Source organism: Inmirania thermothiophila, from assembly GCF_003751635.1.
Lineage (GTDB): Bacteria > Pseudomonadota > Gammaproteobacteria > DSM-100275 > DSM-100275 > Inmirania > Inmirania thermothiophila.
The window spans coordinates 283,764-300,276 of the sequence record NZ_RJVI01000001.1; the positions used below are offsets into that span (position 1 = coordinate 283,764).

Here is a 16,513-nt window from a genome sequence, read left to right on the forward strand (position 1 = left end):
GCCGATTGTATACTGGGCGGCCGTGCCGGTCCCCGGAGCCGCCCATGAGCGACAACCCCCTGCTGCGCGACGCCCCCTACCCGCCCTTCGACGCCATCCGGCCCGAGCACGCCGAGCCCGCCATCGACCAGGTGCTGGCGGAGAACCGCCGTCGCGTGGCGGAGCTGGCCGGCCAGGTGCGGCCCACCTGGGCGTCCCTGGTGGTGCCGCTGGAGGCGATCGAGGAGCGGCTCGAGCGCACCTGGGCGCCAGTCTCCCACCTCAACGCGGTGATGAACTCCGAGGCCTGGCGCGAGGCCTACAACCGCTGCCTGCCCAAGCTCACCGACTACGCCACCGAGCTCGGCCAGAACGAGGCCCTCTACCGCGCCTTCCGCGCCCTGCGCGAGGGCGAGGCCTACCCGCGGCTGGAGCCCGCGGGGCAGCGCCTGGTGGACAACGCGCTGCGCGACTTCCGCCTCTCGGGGGTGGAGCTCGCCGGGCCCGAGCGCGCGCGCTTCCGCGCCATCCAGGAGGAGCTGGCGCGGCTCGGCACCCGCTTCGAGGAGAACCTCCTCGACGCCACCCAGGCCTGGAAGCGCCGAGCCAGCGCGGAGGAGCTCGCGGGCCTGCCGGAGACCGCGCTGGCGCTTGCGCGCCGGTACGCCGAGCGGGAGGGGGTGGACGGGTATCTCCTCACCCTCGAGATGCCCTGCTACCTCGCGGTCATGGGCCACGCCCGCTCGCGCGCCCTGCGCCGCGAGGTCTACGAGGCCTACGTCACCCGCGCCTCCGACCGCGGCCCCCACGCCGGGCGCTTCGACAACGGCCCGGTCATGGAGCGCATCCTCGCCCTGCGCCACGAGGCGGCGCGGCTGCTCGGCTTCGCCTCCTACGCCGAGCTCTCCCTCGCCACCAAGATGGCCTCCTCGGTGGAGGAGGTGCTCGGCTTCCTGCGCGAGCTCGCCCGCCACAGCCGCCCCGCCGCCGAGCGCGAGCTGGCCGAGCTTGCCGCCTTCGCCCGCGAGCGCGACGGCCTCGAGCGGCTCGAGGCCTGGGACATCGCCTACTACGCCGAGCGCATGCGCGAGGAGCGGCTGGGGCTGGCGGAGGAGGCGCTCCGGCCCTACTTCCCGCTGCCGCGGGTGCTGGAGGGGATGTTCGAGGTGGTGCGGCGGCTGTTCGGCATCACCGTGCGCCCCCGCGCGGGGGTGCCGGTGTGGCACCCCGACGTCAGCTTCCACGAGATCGTGGACGAGGACGGGACCGTGCTCGGCGGCTTCTGGCTCGACCCCTACGCCCGCCCCCACAAGCGGGGCGGGGCGTGGATGGACGAGTGCCGGGCGCGGCTGCGCCGCGACGGGGCGGTCCAGACGCCGCTCGCCTTCCTCACCTGCAACTTCACGCCCCCGGTGCAGGGGCGGCCGGCGCTGCTCACCCACGACGAGGTCCTGACCCTGTTCCACGAGTTCGGCCACGGCCTACACCACCTCCTGACCCGCATCGACTGGCCCAGCGTCGGCGGCATCCGCGGCGTGCCCTGGGACGCGGTGGAGCTGCCGAGCCAGTTCCTCGAGAACTGGTGCTGGGAGGCCGAGGCCCTGGCGCTGATCTCCGGCCACTACGAGACCGGCGAGCCGCTGCCGCGGGCGCTGCTCGAGCGGCTGCGGGCGGCGCGCAACTTCCACGCCGGGCTGCAGATGGTGCGCCAGCTCGAGTTCGCCCTCTTCGACATGCGCCTGCACGCCGAGTACGACCCGGCGCGCGGCGGGCGCGTCTACGAGATCCTCGAGGCGGTGCGCGAGGAGGTGGCGGTGGTGCGCCCGCCCGCCTTCAACCGCTTCGCCCACGGCTTCTCCCACATCTTCGCCGGCGGCTACGGGGCCGGCTACTACAGCTACAAGTGGGCCGAGGTGCTGGCCGCCGACGCCTACTCGGCCTTCGAGGAGGCGGGGGTGTTCGATGCCGCCACCGGGCGGCGCTTCCGGCGCGAGATCCTCGAGCAGGGCGGGGCGCGCGAGCCGATGGCGCTGTTCGTGGCCTTCCGCGGGCGGCCGCCGCGGGTCGAGCCGCTGCTGCGCCACAGCGGCATCGAGCCGGTGCAGGAGCAGCCGCAGTGAGGGTCGCCACCTGGAACGTCAACTCCCTGCGCGTGCGCCTGCCCCAGGTGCTCGCCTGGCTCGCGGCCGAGGCCCCGGACGTGCTCGCGCTGCAGGAGACCAAGGTCCCCGACGAGGCCTTCCCCGCGCTGGAGTTCCGGGAGGCGGGCTATCACGTGGTCTTCGCCGGCGAGAAGACCTACAACGGGGTCGCCATCGTCTCCCGTCTCCCCCCCGCCGAGGTGGCCGACGCCCTGCCGGGGGCCCCCGACGGGCAGCGCCGCTATCTCGCCGCCACCTGCGGGCCGTTGCGGGTGATCGACGTCTACGTCCCCAACGGCCAGGCCGTGGGCAGCGACAAGTTCGCCTACAAGCTGGCCTGGATGGAGGCGCTGGCGGCGCAGGTGCGCGCGGAGCTGGCGCGCCACCCGCTGCTCGTGGTCCTGGGGGACTTCAACGTCGCCCCGGAGGACCGCGACGTGCACGATCCCGAGCTCTGGCGCGAGCGGGTGCTGGCCAGCACGCCCGAGCGCGAGGCCTTCCGCGCGCTGCTGGAGGCGGGCCTGTGCGACGTCCTGCGCCGGATCACGGGGGAGGCCGGCATCCACACCTGGTGGGACTACCGCATGAACGCCTACCGCCGGGGCATGGGGCTTCGCATCGACCACGTGCTCGCGAGCCCCGCGCTGTGCGGGCGGGTGCGCGCCTGCCGCGTGGACCGCGCGCCGCGCGAGGGCGAGCGCCCCTCCGACCACGCCCCGGTGGTGGCCGAGTTCGACCTGGCCGGGTCCTGACCCGCGAGGAGGTACCGCGATGACGACCGAGGTGGGCTCCCTGCGCGTGATCGCCGACGTGACCATCGTGCCCCTGGGGGTGGGGCTCTCGCTCTCGCCCTACGTGGCGGCCTGCGAGCGGGTCTTCGCCGAGGCGGGGCTGAAGACCCGCCTGCACGCCTACGGCACCAACGTCGAGGGCACCTGGGACGAGGTCATGGCGGCGATCCGGCGCTGCCACGAGGTGCTGCACGGGATGGGGGTGCCCCGCCTGAGCACCAGCATCAAGATCGGCACCCGCACCGACCGCGACCAGAGCATGGAGGACAAGGTGGCGAGCGTCGAGGCCAAGCTCGCCCGGTGAGCGGCGCCGACACAGCGCGGCGGCGCCATGGCCGCTGAGGGGACCGGGCGGGCCCTCGCCGTCCTCGCCGGCGGGGCGGCGGCGATCTTCGCCGCCCTCGGCGTCGGCCGCTTCGCCCTCGGCATGCTCCTGCCCGGCACCGGGGCCGGCCTCGGTCTCGGCTACGCCGAGATGGGGCTGCTCGGGACCGCCAACTTCGTCGGCTACCTGGCGGCGGTGCTGGCGGCGGGTCCCGTCGCCGAGCGCTTCGGGGCGCGGCGCGTGGTGGCCGCCTCGGTGGTGCTGGTGGGGGCCTCCATGCTCGGGGTCGCGGCGGCGCCGTCCTTCGCCGCCGCCGCGCTCCTCTACGCCCTCACCGGCTTCGGCAGCGGCGCCGCCAACGTCCCGGTGATGGCCCTGGTCTCGGCCTGGTTCGCGCCCCGCCTGCGCGGGCGGGCGGCGGGGCTGGTGGTCTCGGCCAACGGCATCGCCATCGCCCTCGCCGGGCAGGGGGTGCCGGTGCTGGCCGCCGCCCCCGGCGGCTGGCGCACGGCGTGGGCGGCCCTCGGGCTGCTCTGCCTCGCCTGCGCCGCCCTCGCCGGGTGGCTGCTGCGCGACGACCCGGCGCGGCTGGGCCTCGAGCCGGTGGGGGGGCGGCAGGCGGTGCCGGCCGGGGGCGGGCGGTTGCCGCCGGGGCTGGTGGCCCACCTCGGCGCGGTCTACTTCGCCTTCGGCGCCACCTACGTGGTCTACGCCACCTTCGTGGTCACCACCCTCATCGACGATCACGGCATGGCGGCGGAGCGCGCCGGCGACTTCTGGAGCCTGGTGGGGCTGCTGAGCCTGGCCTCGGGGCCGCTCTTCGGGGGGCTGTCCGACCGCATCGGGCGGCGGCGCGGCCTCGCCCTCGTCTTCGCCCTGCAGACCGTGGCCTACGGGCTCATGGCGCTGCGCCCGGGGACGGCCGGGGTGCTCGTCTCGGTGGTGCTCTACGGCGTCTCGGCCTGGGCCATCCCCACCATCATGGCGGCGGCGGTGGGCGATCTGGTGGGGGCTGCGCGCGCAGGGACCGTCTTCGGCTGGATCACCTTCGTCTTCGCCCTCGGCCAGGTGGCCGGGCCGGCGGGGGCGGGGTGGCTGGCCGAGCGCGTCGGCGGCTTCGGCCCCGCCTACGGGGCGGCCGCCGTCCTCACCGCGGCCGGGACCGCCCTCAGCCTCGCCCTGCGTTCCCGCCGCCCCCCGGCCATGATGGAGGAGACCCCATGAGCGTGATCCGCAGTCCCCTCGGGCGCGTGCCGTGGTACGTGCGGCTCTTCTTCTGGAACCAGCGCCGCCGCTACGGCAAGGTGCTGGAGCCGGCACGACTCTGGGCGCGCAGCCCCCGGGTCTTCGCCGGCGTCGCCCTCCTCTACGGTGCGTTGGACCGGCGCAGCTCTCCCATCGAGCCGGCCCTGCGCGCGCTGGTGACGGTGCGCGTCTCGCAGCTCAACTGGTGCCGCTTCTGCGTCGACATCAACTGCGCCCTGGGGATGCGCCGCGGCGTTCCGTGGGAGAAGCTGGCGGATCTGGAACGCTTCGAGGACAGCCCCCATTTCGACGAGCGCGAGCGCGCGGTGCTGCGCTACGCCGAGGCGGTCACCCTGAGCGACCGCCAGCCGGGGCCGGAGCACTTCGAGGCCCTGCGCCGGCACTTCGACGACGACGGCATCGTGGAGCTGACCGCGCTCATCGCGTTCCAGAACCTGTCGTCGAAGTTCAACGCCGCCCTCGGCGTCGAGCCGCAGGGGTTCTGCCGTGTCCCGGACGTGTCCCGGGTCACGACGGACCCGGACGAACACCGCTAGAATGACAACGTGGGCACCGAGAAATCGCCGTGCCGGGAGGTCGGAGCGAGGAATGGAGCGATGCTGATGCGGGTGCGGGACCTGATCGAGACCTGGACGCAGGAGCGGCCTCGGCGGCTGGCCGCGAAGCGCTACGAGGTCCGGCTGCCGCTGGAGGATGCGGCCCGGATCGAGGCCCTGGCCGAGCTCTACGGGCGGGAGGTGGAGGAGGTCGTCACCGATCTGCTCTCGGCGGCCCTCAACGAGGTGGAGGCCACCATGCCCTACGTCCCCGGCACGCGGGTGGTGGCCGAGGACGAGCAGGGCGATCCCATCTACGAGGACGTGGGGCCGACGCCGCGCTTCGCCGAGCTGACCCGGCGGTACCTGCGCGAGCTCGAGGCCGGCGGAGACAAGTAGGCGGCCCGCCCCGCGCTTATTCCCTCTGGTTCACAAACTAGAAGAACAAATCATTTCCGGTCATACCCTGGATTCGGGTATCCCTGCACGGGCGCGGTGCCGGCGGGCGGCGCCGCTACCGATTCGGGGGGTTGCCGGATGGACGGAAAGCTCGTCGAAAGGGCCCGGCGGGAGCTGGCCGGCGCCGAGCCGCAGGAGATCCTGCGCTGGGCGCTGGAGCGCTTCCAGCGCATCGCCCTCTCCTTCAGCGGCGCCGAGGACGTGGTCCTGGTGGACATGGCGGTGCGGATCCGTCCCGACGTCGCCGTCTTCTCCCTCGACACCGGTCGCCTCCATCCCGAGACCTACCGCTTCCTGGAGCGGGTGCGCGAGCACTACGGCATCGCCCTGGAGGTGCTGTTTCCGGACGCCGCCGAGGTGGAGGCCCTGGTGCGCGAGCGCGGCCTCTACAGCTTCTACCGCGAGGGCCACAAGGCCTGCTGCGCGGTGCGCAAGGTGGCGCCGCTGCGGCGCCGCCTCGCCGGCCTCGACGCCTGGGTCACGGGCCAGCGCCGCGACCAGAGCCCGACGCGGGCGGCGGTGCCGGTGGTGGAGCTGGATGCGGCCTTCTCGCAGCCGGACCGGCCCCTGGTGAAGGTCAATCCGCTCGCGGAGTGGAGCTCGGCGCAGGTCTGGGCCTACATCCGCGCCCACGACGTCCCCTACAACGCGCTTCACGCCCGCGGCTACGTGAGCATCGGCTGCGAGCCCTGCACCCGCCCGGTCCTGCCCCACCAGCACGAGCGCGAGGGGCGCTGGTGGTGGGAGGACGCGCGCGAGAAGGAGTGCGGCCTGCATGCCGGCAACCTGGCGGCCAACGGCTGAGGAGGGCGGTCCATGGCACGGGTGACGATGGTCAAGAAGGTCCTCGCCGACGGGCGGCCGTGCCGCAAGTGCGCGGAGGTGGAGGCGCGCCTGCGCGGCGAGGGCCTGTGGTCGCGCATCCACCGCGTGGTGGTGGCCGACGAGCGCGACCCCGAGGGGGAGGGCTGGCGGCTGGCGCGCCGCCACGGCATCGCCACCGCGCCCTTCTTCCTGGTCGAGGACGGCGACGGCACGGTGCGCGTCTACACCGCCTACCTGCGGCTGCTGCGGGAGGTGCTGCGCCCGGCGGCGGCGGTCTCGGCGCTGGACCTGCTGGAGGCCCACCCCGAGCTGGACTTCGTCTGAGGGCGGCCCTCAGCGCATGGGCAGCGCGAGGTCGGCGAACAGCGCCTCGCGCGCCCGCCAGTCGGCGGCGGCGACCGCGGCGTCGACCCGCTCCCGCGTCAGGTGGGGGGCGAACCACTCCATGAAGTCGTACATGTAGCGGCGCAGGAAGGTGCCGCGGCGGAAGCCGATGCGCGTGGTGCTCGGCTCGAAGAGGTGGCCGGCGTCGAGGGCGCAGAGGTCGGTGTCGACGCGCGGGTCGTAGGCCATGCGGGCGACGATGCCGACGCCGAGGCCGAGGCGGACGTAGGTCTTGATGACGTCGGCGTCGGTGGCGGTGAAGACCACGTTGGGCTCGAGGCCCGCGGCGGCGAAGGCGCGATCGAGCACGGAGCGGCCGGTGAAGCCGAAGACGTAGGTGACGATGGGGTACTCGGCCAGCGCCTCCAGGGTCAGCGGCTCCACCTCCCGCAGGGGGTGGTCGCAGGGCGTGACCACGGCCCGGTTCCAGCGGTAGCAGGGCAGCATCACCAGGTCCTCGAAGTGCTCCATGGCCTCGGTGGCGATGGCGAAGTCCACCTCGCCGCCGGCCGCCATCTCGGCGATCTGCATCGGCGTGCCCTGGTGCAGATGCAGGCGCACCCGGGGGTAGCGGCGGATGAAGCGCGCCACCACCGGCGGCAGGGCGTAGCGGGCCTGGGTGTGGGTGGTGGCCACGGCGAGGCTGCCCCGGGTGGGGTCGCGGTGCTCCTCACCGATGCGGCGGATGCCGTCCATCTCGGCGAGGGCCCGCTCGGCGTGGCGCAGCACCGCCTCCCCCGCCGGCGTCAGCCGCACCAGCTGCCGGCCCCTGCGCTCGAACAGGCGAACCCCCAGCTCGTCCTCGAGCTGGCGGATCTGCTTGCTGACCCCGGGCTGGGAGGTGTGCAGCCGCTCGGCGGCGGCGGAGACGTTGAGGCCGCTGCGCACCACGGCCACCACGTAGCGGAGCTGCTGCAGGTTCACGGGGCCTCCTTATAACCAGCTCACATCAAGATAGAAACAATCATTCTTTTTGTCCATAAGCACGGGCCCTTAGGATCGGACCCACGGTCACAGGGCGTATCCCGGATGGAAGCGGGCGCATTCGTCATCGCAGGGCTGGCGGTCGGCGTCGTGGTGGGGCTGACGGGGGTCGGGGGCGGCGCGCTGATGACGCCGCTGCTCATCCTCCTGGGGGTGCCGCCGGCCACCGCGGTGGGCACGGACCTCGCCTACGCCGCCCTCACCAAGGCCGGTGCGGCGTGGGCGCACCACCGCCGCGGCCAGGTCGCCTGGCCCCTCGCCGCGCGGCTGCTGGCCGGGGCGGTGCCGGCGGTGGCGGCGGGGCTCGGGCTGCTCGCCGCGGTGAGGGCCGCGGGCGGCGACCCCGGGGTCCTGATCCGGCCCACCCTCGCCGCCGCCCTCGTCCTCACCGGGGTCGTGCTGCTGCTGCGCGAGTGGGGGCGGATCGAGGTCCCGGCGCTGCGCGCCGCCCTCGCCCGGCGCGCCGCCGCCCTGACCGTGGCCGCCGGGGCGGTGGTGGGGCTGCTGGTGGCGCTGTCCTCGGTGGGCGCGGGGGCGCTCGGCACCGCGGCGCTGGTGGTGCTGCATCCGGCGCTTGCGCCGGCGGTGGTGGTGGGCACCGGGATCGCCTACGCGGTGCCGCTCGCGGCCCTGGCCGCGGCCGGCCACGTCGGGCTCGGGACCGTGGACGGGGGGCTGCTGGCGCTGCTCGCGGCGGGCTCGCTGCCGGGGGCGGTGCTGGGGGCGCGCCTCGGGGGCAGCCTCCCGGCCGGGGTGCTGCGGCCGCTGCTCGCGGTCTGCCTGGTGGCGGTGGGGGTGGGGCTCGTCTGGTGAACGCAGAGAGGAGCGCGACGATGGCCATCGATCTCAACGACCCTACGGTGCTGGACGCCTTCGAGGCGGCGGTGGAGGCCGTGCGCGCGGGGCGCATGGCGCCGGAGGCCTTCGTCCCGGTGCGGCTCCAGCAGGGCATCTACGCCCAGCGCCAGGAAGGCCTCCACATGGTGCGGGTCAAGCTCCCGGGTGGCGCCGTCGCGCCGCGCCAGCTCGCCGGCCTCGCCGAGGGCCTCGAGCGCTTCTGCGGCCATCCCGTGGTCAACCTCACGACCCGCCAGGACGTGCAGTACCACGGCGTCCGCCTCGAGGACCTGCCGGCCCTGCTGCGGCTGCTCGCGGGCCACGGGCTCACCACCCGCGAGGCCGCCGGCAACACCGTGCGCAACGTCACCGCCTGCCCCCTCGCCGGGGTCTGCCCGGGCGAGCACGTCGACGTGCAGCCCCTCATCGAGGCCGTCGCCCGCCGCTTCACCGGCGATCCCGTGGCCTCGGCGCTGCCGCGCAAGTTCAAGGTCAGCTTCTCCGGCTGCGAGGCCGACTGCGCCGGGGCCCGCATCCACGACCTCGGCATCGTCGCCGTGCGCCGCGACGGCGCACCCGGCTTCGCCCTCTACGTGGGCGGCGGCCTCGGCAGCCGGCCGCGCGAGGCGGACCTGCTCGACCCCTTCGTCCCCGCCGCGCGCCTGCTGGCGGCGGTGGAGGCCGTGATCCGGCTCCACCACGAGCACTCCGAGCGGCGGCGCCGGGCGCGGGCACGGCTCAAGTTCACCGTCGAGCGCCTCGGCATCGAGCGCTTCCGCGCCCTCTACCGTGAGCGGCTGGCACGCCTCGAGGGGGGCGCCGTGGCCGCGGCCTGGCGCGAGCCGGGGCCGGCGCCGGCGCTGCCCGGCGGGGTGGTGCGCGCCCCCGTGGCCCAGCGCCAGCCGGGACGGGTGGCCCTGCCCGTGGCGGTGCCCCGGGGCGAGCTCGACGCCGCGCAGCTGCGCGGACTGGCGGCGCTGCTGCCGGAGCACGGCGTCGAGGCGCTGCGCGTGACCCAGGACCAGAACCTGCTCCTGCTGGGGGTCGCCGAGGAGCGCCTCGCCGCCCTGGAGGCCGCGCTCGGGCGGCTCGGGCTCGGCCGGCCGCGCGCGGGCGACGGCGTCGTCACCTGCCCCGGCACCACCCTCTGCCCGCTCGCGGTGACCGCCTCGCCCCATCTCGCCGACCGCATCGACGGCGGCGCGGAGGACCTGCGCGTGCGGGTCAACGGCTGCCCCAACGGCTGCGCTCAGTCCCGCGTCGGCGACATCGGCCTGCACGGCCAGGGGCGGCGCGTCGACGGGGTGCTCGTGCCCTGCTACGTGCTCGAGTTCGGCGGGGATCCGGCCGCCGGCGGCGGGCTCGCGGTGGAGGGGCCGGAGGTCCCGGCCCGGCGGGTGCCGCAGGCGCTCGCGCGGGTGCGGGCGGCCTGGCGCGAGCGCCGCGGCGAGGACGAGTCCTTCGGTGCCTGGGCCCGGCGCGAGGGCGCGGGCTTCTTCCACGCGCTGCTCGCGGATCTCGTGCCCGTGCGCGCCGAGGAGGCGGCGGCGCTCGCCGTCGACTGGAGCGGCGAGGGCGCGGTGGCCCAGGACGAGGAGGGTCTCGGCGAGTGCGCCCAGGGCGGCCTCGCGGGCTTCGAGCTGCCCACGGGCACCTGAGGGCGCGGGATCCCGGGGAACGGGGGGCGCGGGCGCCCCCCCGGGCATGCAGAGGAGAGGCGTGGCGATGGAGGCGAGCGTCCTTCCGGTGCGGGAGGAGACCCGGGGCCTCGGCCATCTCGACTGGCTCGAGGCCGAGGCCATCCACATCATGCGCGAGGTGGCGGCCGAGTTCGAGCGGCCGGTGCTGCTGTTCTCGGGGGGCAAGGACTCGGTGTGCATGCTCCGGGTGGCCGAGAAGGCCTTCCACCCGCTGCCGATCCCGTTTCCGCTCCTGCACATCGACACCGGCCACAACTTCCCGGAGGTGATCGCCTTCCGCGACCGCCGCGCGCGCGAGCTCGGGGCGCGGCTCATCGTGCGCTCGGTGGAGGACTCGATCCGGGCCGGGCGCGTGCGCGAGCGCCCGGGGGAGGGGCGCAACCGGCTGCAGACCGTGACCCTGCTCGACGCCATCGCCGAGTTCCGCTTCGACGCCGTCTTCGGCGGGGCGCGCCGCGACGAGGAGAAGGCGCGGGCCAAGGAGCGCATCTACTCCTTCCGCGACGTCCACGGCCAGTGGGATCCGCGCAGCCAGCGCCCCGAGCTCTGGAACCTCTACAACGGGCTCCACCACCCGGGCGAGCACATCCGGGTCTTCCCCCTGAGCAACTGGACCGAGCTCGACGTCTGGCAGTACATCGCGCGGGAGCGGCTGGATCTGCCCGCCATCTACTACGCCCACGAGCGCGAGGTGGTGGAGCGCGACGGCGTCCTCGTCCCGGTGAGCGAGCTGGTGCCGCCGCGCCCGGGCGAGCGGGTCGAGCGGCGCCGCGTGCGCTTCCGCACCGTCGGCGACATGACCTGCACCGCCTGCGTCGAGAGCGACGCCGACACGGTGGAGAAGATCATCGAGGAGACGGCGCTCGCCCGCGTCACCGAGCGCGGCGCCACACGCGTCGACGATCGTGCGAGCGAGGCCTCCATGGAGGAGCGCAAGCGGGAGGGGTACTTCTGATGGCGGCGGTGCTGAAGGAGGCGCGCGGGGTGCTGCGGTTCTCCACCGCGGGCAGCGTCGACGACGGCAAGAGCACCCTCATCGGGCGGCTGCTCTACGAGGCGCGCGCGGTGTTCGAGGACCAGCTCGAGGCGGTGGCGCGGGCGAGCCGCGGCGAAGGGCCGGATCTCGCGCTGCTCACCGACGGCCTCAAGGCCGAGCGGGAGCAGGGCATCACCATCGACGTCGCCTACCGCTACTTCGCCACGCCGCGGCGCAAGTTCATCATCGCCGACACCCCGGGCCACGAGCAGTACACGCGCAACATGGCCACCGGGGCGAGCACCGCCGACCTCGCCCTGATCCTGGTGGATGCGGCGCGGGGGGTCGGCACCCAGTCGCGCCGCCACGCCTGGATCGCCCACCTGCTGGGCATCCCCAAGCTGGTGGTGGTGGTCAACAAGATGGACCTCGTCGGCTTCGAGCGTGCGGCCTTCGAGCGGGTGCGCGCCGAGTTCGAGCGCTTCGCCGCCCGCATCGGCGCGCGCGACCTCGTCTTCGTCCCGGTCAGCGCCCTGCACGGCGACAACGTCACCCGCCCCAGCCCGCGCATGCCCTGGTACGAGGGCCCGCCGCTGCTGGAGCTGCTGGAGACGGTCGAGGTCGGGGCCGACGCCGCCGCGGCGCCGCTGCGCTTCCCGGTGCAGCTCGCCGTCCGCCCGGACAGCCGCTTCCGCGGCTACGCGGGCAGCGTCGCCTCGGGCACCGTGCGCGTGGGGCAGCGGGTGCGGGTCCTGCCCTCCGGGCGCGAGACCACGGTGCGGGCGGTCCACACCTTCGACGGCGCCCTCGCCGAGGCCGCGGCGCCGCAGGCGGTCATCCTCCTCCTCGCCGACGAGATCGACGTCGGCCGCGGCGACATGATCGTGGACGCCGCCGCGCCGCCGGAGGTCAGCCGCGAGCTGGAGGCGGACGTGGTCTGGTTCGACGAGGAGCCGCTGGACCCGGAGCGGCCCTACCTCGTCAAGCACACCACGCGCACCACCCGCGCGCGCATCACCCACGTCGTCCACCGCGTCGACGTCGACGCCCTGAGCCACCGCCACGCCGCCAGCCTCGCCCTCAACGACATCGGCCGCATCCGGCTCCACGCGGCGCAGCCCCTCGCCGTCGACCCCTACGCCGAGAACCGCGCCACCGGCGCCTTCATCCTCATCGACCCGCGCAGCCACCGCACCGTCGCCGCGGGCATGGTGGTGAGCGCCCACCCCGCGGCGAGCCCCAACGTCTTCTGGCGCGAGGGGCGCATCCCGCGCGCCGAGCGCGAGCGGGTGCACGGGCACCGCGCCGGCCTGCTCTGGCTCACGGGCCTGCCCTGCGCCGGCAAGAGCACCATCGCGCGGGCGCTGGAGGCGCGGCTGTTCGAGCGCGGCGTGCACGCCTACGTCCTCGACGGCGACAACCTGCGCCACGGCCTCTCGGGCGATCTCGGCTTCTCCCCCGAGGACCGCAGCGAGCACCTGCGCCGGGTCGCCGAGGTGGCCTCGATCCTCATCGACGCCGGCAACCTCGTGATCGGCGCCTTCGTCTCGCCGCGGGTCGCCCACCGCGAACGGGTGCGCGGCATCGTGGGCGAGGAGGACTTCCTCGAGGTCCATGTCAGCACGCCGCCCGAGGTCTGCGCCCTGCGCGACCGCCACGGCCTCTACCGGCGCGCCCGCGCCGGCGAGATCCCGGGCTTCACCGGGGTCGACGCCCCCTACGAGCCGCCGCCGGCGCCGGATCTGGTGCTGCCGGCGCACGAGCTGGCGGTGGAGGACGCCGTGGAGCGGCTCATGGCCCTGCTCCGGGCGCGGGGCTGGCTGGGACGGGCGGGCGGCGGCTGAACCCGCACAGCGCCTGCAGGATGCGGGCGTCTTCGGGGGCCGCGCCCGCGGCGTCGTTGTCGAAGTAGACGAAGACGTCGCGCCCCTCGGCGCGCCAGGCCGAGATCCGCTCCGCCCAGGGGCGCAGCCCCGCCTCGCCGTAGGCGGAGGCGTAGGTGCGCGGGCGCCCGTGGAGGCGGACGTAGACCAGGTCGGTGGTGACGGCGTCCCAGCGCGGCCAGCGCCCGGCGTCGGAGAGGGCGTGGGCGACGCCCGCGGCGGCGAGGCGCTCCGCCACCGCGTCCGTGAACCAGCCGCGGTGGCGGAACTCGAGCACGTGGCGCGGTCCCGGCCAGGTCCCCAGCACCTCCAGGAATCCGGCGAGCAGCGCCGCGTCGGCGTGCAGCCCCGGGGGCGCCTGCCAGAGGACGCACGCAAGCCGCGCCCCGAGGGGGGCCGAGGCCGCGCGCTGTGCCGCCACCTCCGCGGCGACGTCGCGCAGGCGGCGCAGGTGGGTGACGGCGCGGTGGCCCTTGAGGGAGAAGAGGAAGTCGTCCGGGGTCGCGGCGGCCCAGCGGGCGAGCGTCGCCGGGGCGAGGCGGCGGTAGAAGCTCGCGTTCACCTCCACCGTGTCGAAGTGCGCGGCGAGGTGCGCGAGCCAGCGCGCGCGCGGCACGCCGCGGAAGAAGCCGTCACGCCAGTGCGGATAGCTCCAGCCGCTGGTGCCGATGTGCAGCGACCCCGCCATGGTCGGTCGCCAATGTGCACCGCCGCGGCGGCGTTTGCCAGCCCCCGGGGCGGCCCGCATAATCGGCCGCCATGCCGTACCGTGACCTGCGAGACTTCGTCGCCGACCTCGAGCGCCGGGGGGAGCTCAAGCGCGTCGGTCTCGAGGTGGATCCGCACCTGGAGGTCACCGAGATCTGCGACCGCACCCTGCGCGCGGGCGGGCCGGCGCTGCTCTTCGAGCGGCCGAGGGGCTCGGAGGTGCCGCTTCTGGCCAACCTGTTCGGGACGCCGCGCCGCGTCGCCCTCGGGATGGGCCGCGACGACGTCGGCGCGCTGCGCGAGGTGGGGCGGCTGCTCGCCTTCCTCAAGGAGCCGGAGCCGCCGGCGGGGATGCGCGACGCCTGGCAGAAGCTGCCGGTCTTCCGCCAGGTCCTGCACATGAACCCGCGCGTGCTCCCACGGGCCCCCTGCCAGGAGGTGGTGCTGGAGGGGGAGGAGGTGGACCTCGGGCGCTTCCCGATCCAGACCTGCTGGCCCGGCGACGCCGGCCCGCTCATCACCTGGGCCCTGGTGGTGACGCGCGGCCCGCGCAAGCCGCGCCAGAACCTCGGCATCTACCGCCAGCAGGTGATCGGACGCAACCGCGTCATCATGCGCTGGCTCTCCCACCGCGGCGGCGCCCTCGACTACCGCGACTGGCGCGAGGCCCGTCCCGGCGAGCCCTTCCCGGTGGCGGTGGCGCTGGGCGCGGATCCGGCGACGATGCTCGCGGCGGTGACCCCCATCCCGGACACCCTCTCGGAGTACGCCTTCGCCGGGCTGCTGCGCGGCGCGCGCACCGAGGTGGTGCGCTGCCGCCACGCCGATCTGCAGGTGCCGGCGAGCGCCGAGATCGTGCTCGAGGGCTTCATCCACCCCGGGGACGAGGCCGACGAGGGCCCCTTCGGCGACCACACCGGCTACTACAACGAGGTGGAGCGCTTCCCGGTCTTCACCATCGAGCGCATCACCCACCGCCACCGGCCCATCTACCACAGCACCTACACCGGGCGGCCGCCGGACGAGCCGGCGATCCTCGGCGTCGCCCTCAACGAGGTCTTCGTCCCCATCCTGCAGCGGCAGTTCCCCGAGATCGTCGACTTCTACCTGCCGCCCGAGGGCTGCTCCTACCGCCTCGCCTGCGTCAGCATCCGCAAGGAGTACCCGGGCCACGCCAAGCGCGTGATGATGGGGGTGTGGTCCTTCCTGCGCCAGTTCATGTACACCAAGTTCGTCATCGTCACCGACGACGACGTGGACGTGCGCGACTGGCGGGACGTGATCTGGGCCATGACCACGCGCATGGACCCCGCGCGCGACACGGTGGTGGTGGGGAACACCCCCATCGACTACCTCGACTTCGCCTCCCCGGTCTCCGGCCTCGGCTCCAAGATGGGCTTCGACGCCACCACCAAGTGGCCGGGCGAGACGACGCGCGCCTGGGGCCGCCCCATCCGCATGGACGAGGCCGTGCGCCGCCGCGTCGACGAGCTCTGGGACGCGCTGGGCATCCTCGCCGCGGACGCCGATGGCGGCCGCACCCGCCCACTATAATTCGCCCGGGCCCGGCACGCGGAGGGGCGGCCATGCGCACCATCCTGGTCCTCAACGCCAAGGGCGGCTGCGGCAAGACCACCATCGCCACCACCCTCGCCGCGCACTACGCGGCGCGCGGGCACCAGGTGGCGCTGGCCGACCTCGACCCCCAGGCGAGCGCCTGGACGTGGCTCGAGGCGCGCCCGGAGACGCGTCCGCCGATCCACGGCATCGCCGCCTGGGAGGGCGCCTGGCGCGCCCCGCGCGGCTGCGAGGTGCTGGTCATGGACGCCCCGGCGCGGGTCCACGGCGCGGAGCTCGCTCCGCTGCTGCGCCGCGCCGAGACGGTGCTGATCCCGGTCTTGCCCTCGCCCCTGGACATCCGCGCCGCGGCGCGCTTCGTGGGCGAGCTCACGGCCACCCCCCAGGTGGCGCGGGGCCGGGTGGTCCTCGGCGTGCTCGCCAACCGCGTGCGCGAGCACACGCGCATCTACCACACCCTCGAGGACTTCCTGCGCCGGCTCGGCATCCCCTTCATCGGCGTGCTGCGCGAGAGCCAGAACTACATCCGCGCCGCCGAGCGGGGGCTCGGGGTCCTCGAGCTCGCCCCCGCCCAGGCGGCCCAGGATCGGGAGCAGTGGCAGCGCCTGCTGCGCTGGCTGGGCAGCCGCCGCAGCCGTCCCGCGGCGTGAGCGGAACCCGCCTCCGCGACGGGTGTCCAAGGCATCGGTCCGGGCGGGGGCGACGACGTCGGGGAGCCGGATGCACCGAGGTTCACGCGCGATGAGGTGGTGGGTCGCGGCGGCCCTGGCGCTGCTTGCGGCCGGGCTGGTCGGGGGCGGCACCGCCGGGGCCGCCGTCGCCGCCGGCGCGAGCCTCGCCGTCCCCGCCGGAGAGGCCTCCCGAGCCGGCTGGCTTCCCTGCGAGGCGCGCTTCCACCGCCCGGCCCACCATGAAGGCACCACGCTGCCGCAGGTGGAGCGGCCGCGCTCGCCCGGCGCGCCGCCCGGTCCGGCGCTGGCGCCGGCGATGCCGTTCCAGGCCGCGATGCCGCAGGGGGCGACCCGCCCGCCCGGGGCCTCCCGGCAGCGCCTCTACCTGCTCTACCGGCGTCTCCTCCTCACCCCGCACACGGTGATGCGGCTCGGCTGACCCTTGCGTGCGCCCGCGCGGCGCCCCAGGC

Annotated in this window: 17 protein-coding genes; 15 read left to right on the forward strand and 2 right to left on the reverse strand. The window is 75.0% G+C overall.

Features of this window, described 5'->3' with window-relative positions; all coding sequences use genetic code 11:
- Positions 1–44: 44 nt before the first annotated feature.
- The 8 genes from EDC57_RS01315 (at position 45) to EDC57_RS01350 (ending at position 6,646) form a co-directional block, all read left to right on the forward strand.
- A complete protein-coding gene (locus tag EDC57_RS01315; RefSeq protein ID WP_123399475.1) occupies positions 45–2,099 on the forward strand; it encodes a M3 family metallopeptidase in 2,055 nt (684 codons plus the stop codon).
- The gene (xth, locus tag EDC57_RS01320; RefSeq protein WP_123399477.1) at positions 2,096–2,872 is read left to right on the forward strand and encodes an exodeoxyribonuclease III; all 777 of its coding nucleotides are present in this window, start codon (positions 2,096–2,098) and stop codon (positions 2,870–2,872) included. The genes EDC57_RS01315 and xth overlap by 4 nt, the downstream gene beginning before the upstream one ends.
- A 19-nt stretch (positions 2,873–2,891) precedes the next feature.
- Complete coding sequence (locus EDC57_RS01325) at positions 2,892–3,215, forward strand: MTH1187 family thiamine-binding protein (RefSeq protein ID WP_245995098.1); 324 nt, start codon at positions 2,892–2,894, stop codon at positions 3,213–3,215.
- A gap of 27 nt (positions 3,216–3,242) precedes the next feature.
- Entirely contained in the window at positions 3,243–4,460 is a 1,218-nt protein-coding gene (locus EDC57_RS01330; RefSeq protein WP_123399479.1) for an MFS transporter, read from the forward strand.
- Positions 4,457–5,038, forward strand: a complete 582-nt coding sequence (locus tag EDC57_RS01335; RefSeq protein ID WP_123399481.1) for a carboxymuconolactone decarboxylase family protein — start codon at positions 4,457–4,459, stop codon at positions 5,036–5,038. Before EDC57_RS01330 ends, EDC57_RS01335 begins: the two co-directional genes overlap by 4 nt.
- A gap of 66 nt (positions 5,039–5,104) precedes the next feature.
- Complete coding sequence (locus EDC57_RS01340) at positions 5,105–5,437, forward strand: type 1 pili tip component (protein WP_123400876.1); 333 nt, start codon at positions 5,105–5,107, stop codon at positions 5,435–5,437.
- Between the two features lie 138 nt (positions 5,438–5,575).
- Positions 5,576–6,301, forward strand: a complete 726-nt coding sequence (locus tag EDC57_RS01345; RefSeq protein WP_123399482.1) for a phosphoadenylyl-sulfate reductase — start codon at positions 5,576–5,578, stop codon at positions 6,299–6,301.
- A gap of 12 nt (positions 6,302–6,313) precedes the next feature.
- Complete coding sequence (locus EDC57_RS01350) at positions 6,314–6,646, forward strand: hypothetical protein (protein WP_123399484.1); 333 nt, start codon at positions 6,314–6,316, stop codon at positions 6,644–6,646.
- Positions 6,647–6,655: 9 nt separating this feature from the next.
- Here the strand turns inward: EDC57_RS01350 and cysB are convergent, their stop codons facing one another.
- Positions 6,656–7,630 (reverse strand): HTH-type transcriptional regulator CysB, encoded by a 975-nt coding sequence (gene cysB / locus EDC57_RS01355; RefSeq protein WP_123399486.1) that lies wholly within the window; start codon positions 7,628–7,630, stop codon positions 6,656–6,658.
- 105 nt (positions 7,631–7,735) lie between these two features.
- On the opposite strand from cysB, the gene EDC57_RS01360 reads away from it, so the two are divergent.
- The 4 genes from EDC57_RS01360 to cysN all read left to right on the forward strand — a co-directional run bounded on the left by EDC57_RS01360 (position 7,736) and on the right by cysN (position 13,047).
- Entirely contained in the window at positions 7,736–8,503 is a 768-nt protein-coding gene (locus EDC57_RS01360) for a sulfite exporter TauE/SafE family protein (RefSeq protein WP_123399488.1), read from the forward strand.
- A gap of 20 nt (positions 8,504–8,523) precedes the next feature.
- Positions 8,524–10,185, forward strand: a complete 1,662-nt coding sequence (locus EDC57_RS01365) for a nitrite/sulfite reductase (protein WP_123399490.1) — start codon at positions 8,524–8,526, stop codon at positions 10,183–10,185.
- A gap of 67 nt (positions 10,186–10,252) precedes the next feature.
- Positions 10,253–11,182, forward strand: coding sequence for a sulfate adenylyltransferase subunit CysD (gene cysD, locus EDC57_RS01370; protein ID WP_123399497.1), 930 nt, complete (start codon positions 10,253–10,255; stop codon positions 11,180–11,182).
- On the forward strand, positions 11,182–13,047 hold the full coding sequence (gene cysN, locus EDC57_RS01375; RefSeq protein ID WP_123399499.1) for a sulfate adenylyltransferase subunit CysN: 1,866 nt from the start codon (positions 11,182–11,184) through the stop codon (positions 13,045–13,047). Before cysD ends, cysN begins: the two co-directional genes overlap by 1 nt.
- On the opposite strand, the gene EDC57_RS01380 is transcribed toward cysN, so the two are convergent.
- The gene (locus EDC57_RS01380) at positions 12,995–13,774 is read right to left on the reverse strand and encodes a DUF72 domain-containing protein (RefSeq protein WP_123399501.1); all 780 of its coding nucleotides are present in this window, start codon (positions 13,772–13,774) and stop codon (positions 12,995–12,997) included. The two genes, cysN and EDC57_RS01380, sit on opposite strands and share 53 nt — an antisense overlap.
- A gap of 71 nt (positions 13,775–13,845) precedes the next feature.
- Between EDC57_RS01380 and ubiD the strand changes: the two genes are divergently transcribed.
- The 3 genes from ubiD to EDC57_RS01395 all read left to right on the forward strand — a co-directional run bounded on the left by ubiD (position 13,846) and on the right by EDC57_RS01395 (position 16,482).
- Positions 13,846–15,348, forward strand: coding sequence for a 4-hydroxy-3-polyprenylbenzoate decarboxylase (ubiD, locus tag EDC57_RS01385; RefSeq protein ID WP_123399503.1), 1,503 nt, complete (start codon positions 13,846–13,848; stop codon positions 15,346–15,348).
- Positions 15,349–15,380: 32 nt separating this feature from the next.
- Positions 15,381–16,022, forward strand: a complete 642-nt coding sequence (locus tag EDC57_RS01390; RefSeq protein WP_123399505.1) for a nucleotide-binding protein — start codon at positions 15,381–15,383, stop codon at positions 16,020–16,022.
- A 91-nt stretch (positions 16,023–16,113) separates the two neighbouring features.
- Positions 16,114–16,482 carry a hypothetical protein gene (locus EDC57_RS01395; RefSeq protein WP_123399507.1) on the forward strand — a complete coding sequence of 123 codons (369 nt, stop codon included), beginning with the start codon at positions 16,114–16,116 and terminating at the stop codon, positions 16,480–16,482.
- Positions 16,483–16,513 lie beyond the last annotated feature (31 nt).

Coding starts and splice junctions, on each gene's coding strand:
- EDC57_RS01340 (WP_123400876.1), top strand. CDS start 5,105: ATGCGGGTGCGGGACCTGATCGAGACCTGGACGCAGGAGCGGCCTCGG.
- ubiD (WP_123399503.1), top strand. CDS start 13,846: ATGCCGTACCGTGACCTGCGAGACTTCGTCGCCGACCTCGAGCGCCGG.
- EDC57_RS01325 (WP_245995098.1), top strand. CDS start 2,892: ATGACGACCGAGGTGGGCTCCCTGCGCGTGATCGCCGACGTGACCATC.
- EDC57_RS01360 (WP_123399488.1), top strand. CDS start 7,736: ATGGAAGCGGGCGCATTCGTCATCGCAGGGCTGGCGGTCGGCGTCGTG.
- EDC57_RS01345 (WP_123399482.1), top strand. CDS start 5,576: ATGGACGGAAAGCTCGTCGAAAGGGCCCGGCGGGAGCTGGCCGGCGCC.
- EDC57_RS01335 (WP_123399481.1), top strand. CDS start 4,457: ATGAGCGTGATCCGCAGTCCCCTCGGGCGCGTGCCGTGGTACGTGCGG.
- EDC57_RS01350 (WP_123399484.1), top strand. CDS start 6,314: ATGGCACGGGTGACGATGGTCAAGAAGGTCCTCGCCGACGGGCGGCCG.
- cysD (WP_123399497.1), top strand. CDS start 10,253: ATGGAGGCGAGCGTCCTTCCGGTGCGGGAGGAGACCCGGGGCCTCGGC.
- EDC57_RS01395 (WP_123399507.1), top strand. CDS start 16,114: ATGAGGTGGTGGGTCGCGGCGGCCCTGGCGCTGCTTGCGGCCGGGCTG.
- EDC57_RS01380 (WP_123399501.1), bottom strand. CDS start 13,774: ATGGCGGGGTCGCTGCACATCGGCACCAGCGGCTGGAGCTATCCGCAC.
- cysN (WP_123399499.1), top strand. CDS start 11,182: ATGGCGGCGGTGCTGAAGGAGGCGCGCGGGGTGCTGCGGTTCTCCACC.
- EDC57_RS01365 (WP_123399490.1), top strand. CDS start 8,524: ATGGCCATCGATCTCAACGACCCTACGGTGCTGGACGCCTTCGAGGCG.
- EDC57_RS01390 (WP_123399505.1), top strand. CDS start 15,381: ATGCGCACCATCCTGGTCCTCAACGCCAAGGGCGGCTGCGGCAAGACC.
- EDC57_RS01330 (WP_123399479.1), top strand. CDS start 3,243: ATGGCCGCTGAGGGGACCGGGCGGGCCCTCGCCGTCCTCGCCGGCGGG.
- EDC57_RS01315 (WP_123399475.1), top strand. CDS start 45: ATGAGCGACAACCCCCTGCTGCGCGACGCCCCCTACCCGCCCTTCGAC.